We start from the raw sequence: 13,158 nt of genomic DNA, 5'->3' as shown, positions 1-13,158 counted from the left end.
GAAATTTGCAATAAATATTTTAACTTAGTCGAAATATTAAAAGCTATGTTTATACAACAAGGAATTAAAAAAGAAAACGAGTTTTGGAAATATATTGTTGGTTCAATTGTGGTGATTTTCGCCTCATTTATAGGTCAAATACCTCTTGGAATTGCCTTACTTATTAAAGGTCTTGATGATGGTAAAATGCCAAAAACAACGCAAGAAATTTTACAACTTTTAGAACCAAATGTATTCTTATTTTTAATGCTCATTTCGTTTGCCTTTGCTTTAGGTGCGTTGTATTTTTGGGTAAAATATTTTCATAAGCAATCTTTTTTGTCGGTTACAACGTCGCGTTCAAAAGTTGATTGGAGTAGGGTTTTCTTTGCCTTTGGAATTTGGACTTTGTTTACAATTGCTTCCACTGTTTTAGCTGTTTATTTAGAACCAAATGAATTAGTTTGGAATTTTAAACCAGTTCCTTTCTTGATTTTATTCATTATTGGAGTTGTTCTGATTCCAATTCAAACAAGTACTGAGGAATATATTTTTAGAGGATATTTGATGCAAGGATTTGCTAATGGTTCTTTGCAGAAAAAATTTATAATTGGAATTTTTTACTCTTTATTATTTGTTCCAATATATTTATTATTTGAATTTTTAATTGAAAAGTTATTTGCTATTCAATTATTTTTTTTACTTCAAATTTTTGTAACTATTTTGACAATATTGGTTATCTTTTTTATAGACTTAGCTTTAACAAAATTAAATTTTTTTGAATCATTTTTTTATAATAGACTTTATGAAAGAAGTAAAAGTAAACTTACTCCATTGCTGATAACTTCTCTGATTTTTGGTGGAATGCATTATTTTAATCCAGAAGTTGAAAAAATGGGTAATGTTATAATGATTTATTACATCGGAACAGGTTTGTTTTTAGGAATAATAACACTAATGGACGACGGAATGGAATTGGCTTTAGGTTTTCATGCCGCTAATAATCTTGTTGGTGCATTGTTAGTAACTTCCGATTGGTCTGCTTTGCAAACTCATTCTGTTTTTAAAGATGTATCTCAACCTTCAGCAGGTTTTGATGTTTTGGTTCCTGTTTTAATTGTTTTTCCAATATTATTGTTAGTTTTTGGTAAAAAATACAATTGGCACAATTGGAAAGAAAAACTTACTGGCGAAATAAAGAATGATTTAACTCTAAAAACTCAAAAAAATGAATAACCCAACTTACGAAAATGTTCACAATTCTTTTAAATTAAATGGTTTCCATTTGAATAAAGAGGATTTGTGTCGTGTGGCATATAGTTTTATAAAAGAAGGAGAAGATTGGGAAAAACCTGTAGGTGATTTTCTTTTAGATTGGTTTGATGGAAAAACTTATATCGAAATGAAAACTTCAGGATCAACAGGAACACCAAAAACCATTCGCGTTGAAAAACAAGCCATGGTAAATTCAGCACTAGCAACTGGTGATTTCTTTGGTTTAAATTCAGGAAATAAAGCCTTACAATGTCTTCCAGTTAAATATGTTGCTGGAAAAATGATGTTGATACGTTCTATTATTCTTGGTTTAGATTTAGATTATGTTGCGCCAAGTTCACATCCAATGGAAAATTTAGAGGAAAGCTACGATTTTGCCGCAATGGTTCCAATGCAAGCTCAAAATTCATTGAAAGAACTAAAAAATGTAAAAAAACTTATTGTTGGTGGCGCAAGAATTAGCAAAGGATTAGAAAAAGATTTGATGAAGCTTCCAACAGATGTTTATGAAACCTATGGAATGACTGAAACCATTACGCATATTGCAGCAAAAAAAGTAGGTGAGAAGGTATTTACCGTTTTACCAAAAGTTACTATTAGCTATGATGAAAGAAACTGTTTAGTCATTCATGCGCCAAATATTATTGCTGAAGATACTGTTGTAACTAATGATTTAGTTGAACTAGTAAATGAAAATCAATTTTTGTTTTTAGGTAGAATTGACAATATTATTAATAGTGGCGGCGTTAAGATTATGCCCGAACAAGTGGAGAAAAAGTTAGATGGAAAAATTGACCGAAGATTTTTTATCGCTTCAAAAGAAGATACTGAACTTGGTGAAAAAGTAGTTTTAGTAGTTGAAGGAACTTCGTTTGATATTGATAAAGTTATTTTTGAAGAATTAGATAAATATGAACGTCCAAAAGAAATTGTATTTGTAAATAATTTCAAAGAAACAGAAAACGGAAAGGTTTTGAGAAAAGAGAGTTTGGTTTAAATTAAATTTAAATATTATGAAAAAAATTATGTTTGTTTTAGTTACTGTATTTTTTATTTCTTGTTCTTCCACAAAAAATACAGATGCAGTTGCTGATTCAAAAGGTACTTCTGTTGTGAAGATGGCTAATGATGGTTCTTCTTATGAAAAAGCTGTAATTATTAAAGCTAAAGATGAAATGAGTGGTGTTAGTAAAGTTTATTCTAAGTTAAATGAAATGTATCCTGGATTTAAATTGATAAGTCAAGGTTCAGGTTCTAGAAACGGAAAACATTACGATACTATGAAAATCATGACATCTAATGGAGAAGAAAAAATAGTTTATTTTGATATTACTAGTTTTTATGGTAAGTTTTAAACTATTTCCATACATGAACAAAAAACTCATTGTTTAAAACTTCAACTTCATCTAATGATTTGATTTTGAATTTTGACTTTTTCCATTTGTTTGTTGGTTCAATTCTAATTTCTTTTCCGTTAAGTTTGATGTCAATTGGCATATTGAAATCAGTAACATCTGTTTTCCATTGAAATTCTAATTTCTTTTTATTGAATTTTAATTCCAAAGCAGGAATTTTTTTGTAACTCAAATATTGATTGAAAATAGGAGTAAGGTTCATGCTACTTTCTTGATTGAAAAACGCAATTACTGTTGGTGTATCAATAATTTTATGACGATAGGTTTCAGAATATTTCAGAATGATTTTCCACCATAATTCATCGTTATTAATCACATGACGTAAGGTATTCAATAGTAAAGCACCTTTTGGATACATATCGCCCGAACCTTCATTGTTTACACAACAAGTGCCAATAATTGGTCTATCGTTTCTCACATTCGTTTTTAAACCTTTGGCATATTTCATTGCTTTTTCATAGCCAAACTGACATTCAATATACACTAATTCAGAATATTGTGTAAATCCTTCATGAATCCACATATCAGCAATATCAGACGACGTAATGCTGTTTCCAAACCATTCGTGACCACTTTCGTGAATCGTAATATAATCAAAAAGTAAACCTACTCCAGACATGGATAAATCACTTCCCATATAACCTTTTTTGTACTTATTTCCATAAGCTACAGCACTTTGGTGTTCCATACCTAAATAAGGAGTTTCCACCAATTTATACCCATCTTCAGCAAAAGGATATTTTCCAAATTTAGATTGGAAACAATCCATCATTGGTTTTACTTCTTCAAAATGTTTTTTAGCCGTTTCTTCATTGTCGCGCAATACATAATAATCTAAATCTAAACCATTGTGATTGTCATGAATATGAGCATAATCAGCAATATTTATTGTAATGTCATAATTGTTTATCGGATTTTTAACTTCCCAATCCCAACGCGTATAACCATTTTTCAAATCTTCACTTCCGATAAATCTTCCATTAGAAACATTCATCAAACCATTAGGAACAGCCACTTTTATTGTTGCGCCTAAATCAGGTTCATCGGTTTGCGAATCTTTTACTGGATACCATAAACTTGCTCCAGTTCCTTGAACAGCAACACCTATCCAATGTTTTCCTTGTTTGTCTTTTTTGAAAACAAAACCACCATCCCAAGGCGCATTTTTGGCAACTTTAGGTTTCCCTGAATAATAAAAGCGGATTTTTTCAGATGAATTTGCAGTTAAACCAATTGGAAAATCAATAAAAACGGCATCGAAATCACGTTTGTATTCTAGTTTTTTATTGTTGTGAACGATACTGTCAATTTGCATGTTCTCAAATAAATCTACTTGAATTTTAGAAGTTTTTTCAACTACTTTGAAAGCAATTTCATTGTAACCTACGATTGTTTTTTCGTCAGGATTTATTTTGATATTCAAATCATAACGTTGCACATCACAACACGTTCTTTCAGGACGCAAACCACCTTGAAGTGAATCTCTACGGGTAAAGTTTTGTGAAAATACAGATTGAAAACCAATAAAAGTTAAACCAATAATAAAGATTTTTTTCATGATGATGTGATTTAAAATTGATTAGTAGTTGGTTTTTGGGATTTGTTACTTGATTTTATATTAGTTACCATACTCAAAAACCATTTTTTCAATTAATTCTAATAATTGTTTAGGGCTTTCAGTATTTTTATTTTGACATTTCTTTATTCCTTCATCAATACTGAATGTATTTCGTTCCAAATTATCTTTATATTCAATCAAAAATGAATCTCCACAACCTAAATGATTTTTACAATATTCTTCAATATTTTTAAATTTTAGTATTGATTTTTCTTTTGAAAATTTGATTAGGTTTTCAGTTAATTCTTTATTTTTTATAACTTTTTGGTATTCTAATTTGGATAATTCTTTTGTTTCAATTGAATTTACATTTTCTATTAAAGAAGAGTATAATTTTAGTTCTTCTTTATCAATATTCAATTCGTAAATTTCTTGAAAAACTGCACCTCCGCCTGGAAATCTCCAAATACGTAATGTTTTTGAGTTTAATTTAGAAATATCATTTAAATTAAGTTTTTTTAAAATTGTTTTTTGTTTTTTAATTAACCAATTTTTAAATAGTAGTTCATTTTTAGAAATCTCTTTTTCAGTATTAATTTCTATTTGATTTTCTGATTTATAATTGTTGCAAGAAAGAAGCAGAAAAAAAATTAAAAGAATAAATACTTTCATATGTTTCATAAAGAGGTTAAATTTATTAGATTGCCTTCGAACTATTTATTAATATCAATTACGATTGAATCTGCAACTAAATCTCCTATTCGTTGCTTGTTTTTATTAGATGACGCTACAATTAATCCAATAATAAAAAAACAATCAAAGAAACCCATTCCAAATCTTACAAAAGCTTGTGTTCCGCTAATATCTTTAGTGTTGGTTTTGTTTATTACTTTCAGTCCAACAATCATTTTTCCAAAGGTTTGACCAGTAAAAGCTTCATTTAATGGCCACAAACCTAATCCAATTAGAAACACAATGAAAGCAGGAAAACCTGTTATGTGGTATCCGTTTTCATTTTTTTCTCCGAAGAAATATCCGAAGATTAAAATGATAACACTGTAAATTAAAAAATCAATTATAAAGGATAAAATTCTATCTCTTTTCTTTGCTAACTTCATTAATTCAAACGTTATGACTATTTATAGGAATAATAAGTTTGTATAAATCTAATATCTAAAATTTGATATCTAATATTAAACCTGAATGACTCCCAAATTAAACTTCTTTTCAATAGGCGAGTGGTTAGCAGCTTCAATTCCCATAGAAATCCAAGTTCTTGTTTCTAATGGATCAATTATTGCGTCTGTCCAAAGTCTTGATGCTGCATAATATGGAGAAACTTGAGCATCGTATCTTGCTTTGATTTTATCAAATAATTCTTTTTCAACCGTTTCATCAACTGTTTCTCCTTTTGCTTTTAGTGATGAAGCTTCAATTTGAGCTAATACTTTAGCGGCTTGAGTTCCGCCCATAACGGCTAATTCGGCACTCGGCCAAGCAAAAATTAATCTTGGATCATAAGCTTTTCCGCACATAGCGTAATTTCCTGCGCCATAAGAATTTCCAATAACAACAGTAAATTTTGGAACTACAGAATTTGAAACTGCATTTACCATTTTGGCTCCGTCTTTAATAATTCCGCCATGTTCTGATTTGGAACCAACCATAAAACCAGTTACATCTTGCAAGAATACTAGTGGAATTTTCTTTTGGTTACAATTGGCAATAAAACGAGTGGCTTTATCGGCAGAATCGGAATAAATAACACCTCCAAATTGGATTTCACCTTTTTTAGTTTTAGAAACTGTACGTTGATTAGCTACAATTCCAACTGCCCAACCATCGATTCTAGCATAACAAGTAATGATTGATTTTCCGTAATCTTCTTTATACATATCCATTTCAGAATTATCAACCAATCGTTTGATAACTTCCATCATATCATATTGATCAGAACGGGATTTAGGAATAATACCATAAATATCCTCTTCTTTTAAGGCAGGTTTTTGAGGTTTTTCTCTGTTGAAACCGGCTTTTTCATAATCTCCAATTTTTCCAACAATACTTTTAATTCGGTCTAAAGCATCTTTATCATCTTTAGCTTTATAATCAGTAACACCTGAAATTTCGCAATGCGTTGTTGCTCCTCCAAGTGTTTCATTATCAATATTTTCGCCAATGGCTGCTTTTACTAAATAACTTCCGGCTAGAAAAATACTTCCAGTTTTATCAACAATCATAGCTTCGTCACTCATAATTGGAAGATAAGCTCCACCTGCAACACAACTTCCCATAACAGCGGCAATTTGTGTAATTCCCATGCTAGACATTATCGCATTATTTCTAAAAATTCTACCAAAATGTTCTTTGTCAGGGAAAATTTCGTCTTGCATTGGCAAATAAACTCCAGCAGAATCGACTAAATAGATAATTGGAAGGCGATTTTCCATTGCAATTTCTTGCGCACGAAGGTTTTTCTTTCCTGTAATTGGAAACCAAGCACCAGCTTTTACAGTAGCGTCATTGGCAACAACTATACATTGTTTTCCTGAAATATATCCTATTTTTACGACAACGCCACCAGAAGGACAACCACCATGTTCCGCATACATTCCGTCTCCAACAAAGGCTCCAATTTCAATGCTATTTGATTTATTATCAAGTAAATAATCGATGCGTTCACGTGCGGTCATTTTGCCTTCCGCATGAAGTTTTTCGATACGTTTTTCGCCACCACCAAGTTTAACTTTGGCAAATTTTTGCTTTAAATCAGATAATAAAAGTTTGTTATGATCTTCGTTTTTGTTGAAGTTTAAATCCATAAAATGTTAGCTTAATTTTATTTTTGCTAAAGTACGAAAACGTTTGAAAAAACAGAAAAGTTCTATAAAAATCACAAATAAATTTATTTACCTAGTTTTCGTGTAACTTAACATTCTCTTAATATTAGTTGAATACATTTGCATAAAATTTTATACCTAATGACACTAAACAGTATTTTTCAATTTTTTGTTCCGAAAGATAAAAAGTTCTTTCCATTATTTGAACAAGCAGCAGCAAATTTAATTATTCTAGCAAACACTTTACATGAAGCTGTAAATGCACCTAAAGCTGAACGTGAAGAGTATTTTAAAAAAATAGAAGAACTTGAAGCTACAATTGAAGAAATTACACATAAAACACACTTAGAATTGAGTAAAAACTTCATTACTCCATTTGATAGAGAAGATATTCATGCTCTTATAAAATCTATTGATAATGTTGCTGATAATATGCACGGTGCAGCAAGTAGAATAAGATTATATCAAGTTGATAAAATTACTAAATCAATCAGAAAATTGACAGAGATAAACTTAGAAGCTTGTCAGTTAATAGGTGAAGGTATCAAGCAATTGAAAGATATGAATAATATCAAAATGATCAAGGAAACATGCAAAAAAATCAATAAACTTGAAAGTAAAGCTGATGTTGTTTTTGATAAAGCTGTAGCTGATATTTTTGAAAATGAAACTGATGCTAAAAACATCATTAAATATAAGGAAGTTCTATCGGCTCTTGAAATGGCATCTGATAAATGTAAGAGTGTTTCTAATGTAATGGAGCAAATTTCAGTTAAACACTCGTAAATCAATTAAAAATTAAAATTGAGAATTAAAATTAATTTGTATTGATTTAAAAATTAGGTTCTCATTTTTTTTAATTTTTAATCCTTAATTTTTATTTAAAAAAATGGATTTTACTTTACTTATAGTAATTATTTTTCTAGCTTTAGTATTTGATTATATCAACGGTTTTCACGATGCAGCAAACTCAATTGCGACTATCGTTGCTACTAAAGTATTAACTCCTTTTCAAGCGGTTCTTTGGGCAGCTTTTTTTAACTTTTTAGCCTACTGGGTTTTCGGATTTGGTGTTGCCGATACAGTTGCAAAAACGGCTCACACAAGTAGCATTGATTTAACAGTAATTTTAGCTGGTGTTATTGCGGCTATTATTTGGAATATTATTACTTGGTTAAAAGGAATTCCTTCATCATCATCACATACCTTGATTGGTGGTTTTGCTGGAGCAGCAATTGCGCACGGATTATCCAGTGTAACTGATCCTGAACATGCTGGTTTTAAAATTGTCAACTGGTTTAAAGCGGCAAAAGAAGGTGAATTATTGCCTTCAGGTATTGTAATTGTTATCTTATTTATTGTATTTGCTCCTTTGTTGGGAATGATTATATCCTATTTCATGTCTATTTGGTTAATGTATTCTTCAAAGAAAAATATTTATCCAAAAATTGTAACTGTTGTTTTAATGTTACTAGTTGGCTGGTTTTTAGTTTCTGTCATGGTTAACTATGAAGATATCGAGAAACCAAGATTTGAAAGTCATTTTTGGAGTGTTATTACTGAACCACATAATATAAAATGGTTTTTAGTAGCCTTCATTTTTTATAGTCTAGCAATTTTCAACCTGTTTTTTAGTAGTTTTTCTACAGCTACGGCTGAAAAAGTTTTAAAGAAAATGCAACTTTTATCATCAGCCGCATTTAGTTTAGGTCATGGTGGTAATGATTCACAAAAAGTGATGGGAATTATTGCTGCTGCTGTTGCGGTGTTTATAAAAGACAATCCTAATTTTAATTTATCAGGATTTTGGCTTGACTTAAATGTTAAACTTCCTTCAGATGTTAATGGTGTTCATGTTGATGGTTTGATGCCAGAATGGATTCCGCTAACTTGTTATACAGTAATTGCATTAGGAACTTTAAGTGGTGGATGGAAAATTGTTAAAACCATGGGTTCTAAAATTACAAAAGTTACCGCTTTTGAAGGTGTTGTTGCTGAATCAGCTGGTGCTTTGACTTTATTTACAACAGAACATTTTAAAATTCCAGTTTCAACTACACATACTATTACAGGTTCAATCATTGGAGTAGGAGTTACTAAAAGAGTTTCTGCTGTTCGTTGGGGTGTAACTGTTAAATTACTTTGGGCTTGGGTTTTAACCATTCCAGTTTCGGCAGTTTTGGCGGCTTTGGTTTATTATTTTATTCATTTATTTTAAATAATACTTTCTTATATAAACTCCCAAATGAAGTTATTTCTTTGGGAGTTTTTTTATATTTGCCTTTATCAAATCACACAAAAAATGAGATTACTTTTTTTATCCATTTGTCTTTTTTTTATTAGTTTTTCAAATGCTCAAATAACTATAAATCAATCTAAAAATGATAATGATTTAAAACTATCTGCATTACCTTATTATAGTTTTGGTAAAGGTTTAGGACTAACTTCACCTGATAGTTTATTTCAATTGAATATTCGTTTTAGAATGCAAAATAGAGTTACTTACATTGAAAATGATGGAGAAAATGGTGCTTATGATGGACAAATTCGTCGTTTGAGGTTGCGTTTTGATGGTTATGTAGGAAATCCAAAGTTTCTTTATGCAATTCAATTATCTTTTGCTCCTGGTGATGTTGGAGAAATTCAAGAAGGTGAAAATCTAAATATAATTCGTGATGCTGTTGTTTTCTATCGTCCAAATAATCATTGGAATATTAGTTTTGGACAAACAAAATTACCGGGAAACAGACAACGTGTGAATTCTTCTGGAGGTTTGCAGTTGACAGATAGAACTATAAATAATGCAAAGTTTACTATTGATAGAGATTTTGGATTCCAAGTTCATAATATGAATGAGTTTAAGGATAAATTTTCCTATAATTTTAAAACGGCAATTTCTTCTGGAGAAGGCAGAAATAGTACAGATAATCCTGATGATGGAGTTGCTGTTACAGGCAAAGTTGAATTGTTTCCATTCGGAGCTTTTTCAAAAGATGGAACTTATTTTGAAGGTGATGTTATTAGAGAAAAGAAACCCAAATTAATGATTTCTGGAGCTTTTCAGCAAAATAATCATGCTCGTAGAACACAAGGTCAATTAGGTAATGATTTGTTTGAACAACGCACTATGAAATCCGTTTTATTAGATGCAATGTTTAAATATAATGGTTGGGCTGCAATGACAAGTTATATGTCACGAACTACTAATGATAATGCTATAACAGTAAATCCATTAGATATATCTGAATCAAATTATGCCTTCGTGGGAAATGGATTTGATTATCAATTGAGTTATAACACAAAAACCAACTATGAGTTTATCGGTAGATATTCAATTCAAAAGGTAGGTGAAGATATTAAAATGCTTTCACCAAATACAAAACAATTTAGTTTAGGTCTTACAAGATATATTTGGGAACATTCTTTTAAAGTTCAAGGAGAAATCAATTATGATATTTTAGATTTCTATGACGGAACATCAAAAAATAATTGGTACTTACGATTTCAAGTTGAGATAGGTATTTAAAAATTAAGTACTTAAAATTTTATTGCCCAATGTTAAGTTTTCACCAAAATCGAAAACTTAACATTGGGCAATTGTTTTATGTTGTATTTTTGTTAACGTAAAATTTACATTGATTTTACATTTTGTAAATATTAAATAACTTCACAATGATAAATAAAAACGAAATCAAAGAAAACAACAATTTGGAAACGAATGAAAATTTGCAAGAATCAGCGACTATTATTACTGATTCTAAAAATGAAGAAGTAGTTTCTGAAAAACCAAAAACAAGAACTAGAACTAGAACAAGAGCTACAAGTACTTCTACAGTAAAAGCTACTCCAACTCGAACAAGATCAAAAGTTGTTAAAGAAGCAACAGTAACAGAGGCAAAAGCAGAAGAAGTTCAAGAAGAAACGATTTCTGTTAATAGCGAAAACACAGAAATTATGAAAGACTCAGAAAAAGAAAAAAAATCAAAAGCTAAAGAAAAAGAGAAAAAAGAAAAAGCTAAGAAGAAAGCTAAAGCTAAGAAAGACAAGCAAAAAGAGAAGGATAAAGAGAAAAAGAAGAAAGCTAAAAAGAAAGAGAAAGCTAAAAAGCAAAAAGCTAAAGACAAGGCTAAAGCAAAAAAGAAAGAACAAGCTAAGAAAAAAGCTAAATCTAAAAAGAAAGCTAAAGCAAAAAAGAAATAATTGTATAGTAATGCCGATGAAATTCATAGGCATTACTTTTTCTAAAGTGTTAATTTTTCTCTAATGTTATCAAATTGTTAAGTAAAAGTTTTTTTATCGTAAAATAAAATGTATATTTGTTATCGAAATATTAATTAAAAACCCAAACTACTTATGAAAAAGATAATTTTAATTGCGTTAATGTTGGTTTCAGTAGTAACTTTTGCGAAAGGCGAGCCTCAATTAGAAGTTGTTGGACAATCAGTAAAAGCAACATATTACTATGATAATGGGAATGTACAACAAGTTGGATTCTTTAAAGATGGTAAACTTGATGGTAAATGGACTTCTTATGCAGAAAACGGAACAATTCAGACAATTGCTGAATATACAAACGGAGTAAAATCTGGAGTATGGAAATATTTTGACAACTCTATTGCGACTAAAGAAGTTTCATATTCAAATAATACTATTGTTTCAGTTACTAATTTGAAACCAAATTTTGTAGCAGGAAACTAATACTAAATTATAAAATAAAGCAAGCCATCTTTTTAAGGTGGCTTTTTTGTTTTTGTTAGGTCTATAAAATACAAAAGCCGACCTGGAGCGATCGGCTATTGTGGTGAGGTGTAACTTCCTTTCGGAATCCTCGATGCAAATATAGGGTTAAAAAATGTTATATTTAAAGATTAATGAAAATTTATTAAAATTACTTTCTCTCAATAAATATTCATCAAGATCTATTTTTGTATTATATCTAAATTCTCCACTTATTTTATTTTGGCTATAACCAATTCCAAGAAAAATATTTTGCTGATTTTTTTTGAACTTATCAAGTACAAAACTAGGGTTGTTTTTTGATTGTATTGATGAAACATTATTGAATGATAGAATGGTTCCAAAATTTAAAAATATTTTAGAATTGTCGTTTAAAAACATATAGTGTCTAATTCCAATAGGTATTTCAAATGTTTTAATTTCATATTCTACATCTTCATTCAGATTAACTGATAAAGTGGAAAAATTGTAATTTGCAGTTGAGCTATTTTTACTGTAATTTGGATTTAATAAAAGGCTCCATTTGTTTTTATAAAAAGAAAATATATATTCAAATTCTAATCCAATACACAATCCAGTACTACTTTTAAAATCTAATTCTTGTTCATTGAAATCAATATTTGTAATTGTTAATGATGTTTGATTTATTCCAAATGTGGGTCCAAATTTTAATTTTCCCTTTCTTTCTACATTCTTTACAATTGATTTTTTTTCAACTTGAAGAGTATCACCCTTACATTCGTTAAATTTATTAAAGTATTTTTCTAATGGTTTTTGTTCAAATTCAATTTTTTCTATTTCTTTAAAATCAACATTTTTGCAATTTATATTATTGAAAAGTTGTTGTTTGTAAGAATCGTTAATTCTAATTTTATCAGGTTTATCAGCTAAAAAGAACTTTTTATAAACTAATTGTATTGGTTTTGAGTTGTTTATTGAATAAAAGTATTTCACTGTATTCGATACAGAATATAAGTATAAATTCGCACTACCTTCAACTAAATACTTCAATAGAACATTTTTTTTTACATAAGTTGGTTCTCTCTCAATTCCAATTTTATTTAAGTTTTCAGATGATTCATCAATTTCTACATCAAAACGTCCATATTTAATAGAATTTGAAACACTGAACTCTAGAATTTCTGTTACATCTAATTTGACAACTTCTGAACTTTCATTTAATTTATAAAATATTTTGCTAGGCGAATTATCCCATTCACTATTTTTTATTAAGCATTCTGTTTTTGTGCCGTTGTTTAAAATAAAATATCCTTTTTCAAAATGTATCTGTGCATTAATCGATCCAAGGCATAAAAGCATTAATAGTAATAGTTTTTTTCTCATTTTTGTATTT

General features: G+C 29.4%; 13 protein-coding genes. 8 read left to right on the top strand and 5 right to left on the bottom strand.

All coding sequences use genetic code 11. The features are described 5' to 3' along the window. Positions 1-45 precede the first annotated feature (45 nt). The 3 genes from Q0049_RS14380 to Q0049_RS14370 are packed head-to-tail and all read left to right on the top strand — an operon-like array spanning position 46 to position 2,609. Positions 46-1,215: a CPBP family intramembrane glutamic endopeptidase gene (locus tag Q0049_RS14380; RefSeq protein ID WP_298121205.1), complete on the top strand. Its 1,170-nt coding sequence runs from the start codon at positions 46-48 to the stop codon at positions 1,213-1,215. Continuing rightward, complete coding sequence (locus Q0049_RS14375; protein WP_298121202.1) at positions 1,208-2,251, top strand: AMP-binding protein; 1,044 nt, start codon at positions 1,208-1,210, stop codon at positions 2,249-2,251. The genes Q0049_RS14380 and Q0049_RS14375 overlap by 8 nt, the downstream gene beginning before the upstream one ends. 16 nt (positions 2,252-2,267) lie before the next feature. Then, on the top strand, positions 2,268-2,609 hold the full coding sequence (locus Q0049_RS14370) for a hypothetical protein (RefSeq protein ID WP_298121199.1): 342 nt from the start codon (positions 2,268-2,270) through the stop codon (positions 2,607-2,609). A 1-nt stretch (position 2,610) separates the two neighbouring features. Here the strand turns inward: Q0049_RS14370 and Q0049_RS14365 are convergent, their stop codons facing one another. The 4 genes from Q0049_RS14365 to Q0049_RS14350 all read right to left on the bottom strand — a co-directional run bounded on the left by Q0049_RS14365 (position 2,611) and on the right by Q0049_RS14350 (position 7,049). Beyond that, a complete protein-coding gene (locus Q0049_RS14365; protein WP_298121197.1) occupies positions 2,611-4,227 on the bottom strand; it encodes a M1 family metallopeptidase in 1,617 nt (538 codons plus the stop codon). 60 nt (positions 4,228-4,287) lie between these two features. After that, positions 4,288-4,899 (bottom strand): hypothetical protein, encoded by a 612-nt coding sequence (locus Q0049_RS14360; protein ID WP_298121194.1) that lies wholly within the window; start codon positions 4,897-4,899, stop codon positions 4,288-4,290. A 41-nt stretch (positions 4,900-4,940) separates the two neighbouring features. Further along, positions 4,941-5,345 (bottom strand): RDD family protein, encoded by a 405-nt coding sequence (locus Q0049_RS14355; RefSeq protein ID WP_298121192.1) that lies wholly within the window; start codon positions 5,343-5,345, stop codon positions 4,941-4,943. 75 nt (positions 5,346-5,420) lie between these two features. After that, the gene (locus Q0049_RS14350; protein WP_298121190.1) at positions 5,421-7,049 is read right to left on the bottom strand and encodes an acyl-CoA carboxylase subunit beta; all 1,629 of its coding nucleotides are present in this window, start codon (positions 7,047-7,049) and stop codon (positions 5,421-5,423) included. A gap of 159 nt (positions 7,050-7,208) precedes the next feature. Here Q0049_RS14350 and Q0049_RS14345 point away from each other — a divergent pair, with 159 nt between their 5' ends. From Q0049_RS14345 to Q0049_RS14325, 5 genes are all read left to right on the top strand, one after another. Further along, positions 7,209-7,853 carry a DUF47 domain-containing protein gene (locus Q0049_RS14345; protein WP_298121189.1) on the top strand — a complete coding sequence of 215 codons (645 nt, stop codon included), beginning with the start codon at positions 7,209-7,211 and terminating at the stop codon, positions 7,851-7,853. 103 nt (positions 7,854-7,956) lie between these two features. After that, positions 7,957-9,285, top strand: coding sequence for an inorganic phosphate transporter (locus tag Q0049_RS14340; protein WP_298121186.1), 1,329 nt, complete (start codon positions 7,957-7,959; stop codon positions 9,283-9,285). A gap of 84 nt (positions 9,286-9,369) precedes the next feature. After that, positions 9,370-10,593 (top strand): porin, encoded by a 1,224-nt coding sequence (locus Q0049_RS14335; RefSeq protein ID WP_298121183.1) that lies wholly within the window; start codon positions 9,370-9,372, stop codon positions 10,591-10,593. A gap of 146 nt (positions 10,594-10,739) precedes the next feature. Next, complete coding sequence (locus tag Q0049_RS14330; protein ID WP_298121178.1) at positions 10,740-11,267, top strand: hypothetical protein; 528 nt, start codon at positions 10,740-10,742, stop codon at positions 11,265-11,267. A 153-nt stretch (positions 11,268-11,420) separates the two neighbouring features. Further along, on the top strand, positions 11,421-11,765 hold the full coding sequence (locus Q0049_RS14325; protein WP_298121175.1) for a membrane-binding protein: 345 nt from the start codon (positions 11,421-11,423) through the stop codon (positions 11,763-11,765). A 147-nt stretch (positions 11,766-11,912) separates the two neighbouring features. Here Q0049_RS14325 and Q0049_RS14320 read toward each other — a convergent pair whose 3' ends face one another. Beyond that, complete coding sequence (locus Q0049_RS14320) at positions 11,913-13,148, bottom strand: hypothetical protein (RefSeq protein WP_298121173.1); 1,236 nt, start codon at positions 13,146-13,148, stop codon at positions 11,913-11,915. Positions 13,149-13,158: the final 10 nt, after the last annotated feature.

Source organism: Flavobacterium sp. (genome assembly GCF_027484205.1).
Lineage (GTDB): Bacteria > Bacteroidota > Bacteroidia > Flavobacteriales > Flavobacteriaceae > Flavobacterium.
The sequence above is the reverse complement of the archived record's forward strand: the minus strand, read 5'-3'. Positions and strand labels throughout refer to the sequence as shown.

Excerpts from the sequence above, each read along its gene's own strand:
- Q0049_RS14380 (WP_298121205.1), top strand. The coding sequence starts at position 46 with ATGTTTATACAACAAGGAATTAAAAAAGAAAACGAGTTTTGGAAATAT.
- Q0049_RS14375 (WP_298121202.1), top strand. The coding sequence starts at position 1,208 with ATGAATAACCCAACTTACGAAAATGTTCACAATTCTTTTAAATTAAAT.
- Q0049_RS14370 (WP_298121199.1), top strand. The coding sequence starts at position 2,268 with ATGAAAAAAATTATGTTTGTTTTAGTTACTGTATTTTTTATTTCTTGT.
- Q0049_RS14365 (WP_298121197.1), bottom strand. The coding sequence starts at position 4,227 with ATGAAAAAAATCTTTATTATTGGTTTAACTTTTATTGGTTTTCAATCT.
- Q0049_RS14360 (WP_298121194.1), bottom strand. The coding sequence starts at position 4,899 with ATGAAAGTATTTATTCTTTTAATTTTTTTTCTGCTTCTTTCTTGCAAC.
- Q0049_RS14355 (WP_298121192.1), bottom strand. The coding sequence starts at position 5,345 with ATGAAGTTAGCAAAGAAAAGAGATAGAATTTTATCCTTTATAATTGAT.
- Q0049_RS14350 (WP_298121190.1), bottom strand. The coding sequence starts at position 7,049 with ATGGATTTAAACTTCAACAAAAACGAAGATCATAACAAACTTTTATTA.
- Q0049_RS14345 (WP_298121189.1), top strand. The coding sequence starts at position 7,209 with ATGACACTAAACAGTATTTTTCAATTTTTTGTTCCGAAAGATAAAAAG.
- Q0049_RS14340 (WP_298121186.1), top strand. The coding sequence starts at position 7,957 with ATGGATTTTACTTTACTTATAGTAATTATTTTTCTAGCTTTAGTATTT.
- Q0049_RS14335 (WP_298121183.1), top strand. The coding sequence starts at position 9,370 with ATGAGATTACTTTTTTTATCCATTTGTCTTTTTTTTATTAGTTTTTCA.
- Q0049_RS14330 (WP_298121178.1), top strand. The coding sequence starts at position 10,740 with ATGATAAATAAAAACGAAATCAAAGAAAACAACAATTTGGAAACGAAT.
- Q0049_RS14325 (WP_298121175.1), top strand. The coding sequence starts at position 11,421 with ATGAAAAAGATAATTTTAATTGCGTTAATGTTGGTTTCAGTAGTAACT.
- Q0049_RS14320 (WP_298121173.1), bottom strand. The coding sequence starts at position 13,148 with ATGAGAAAAAAACTATTACTATTAATGCTTTTATGCCTTGGATCGATT.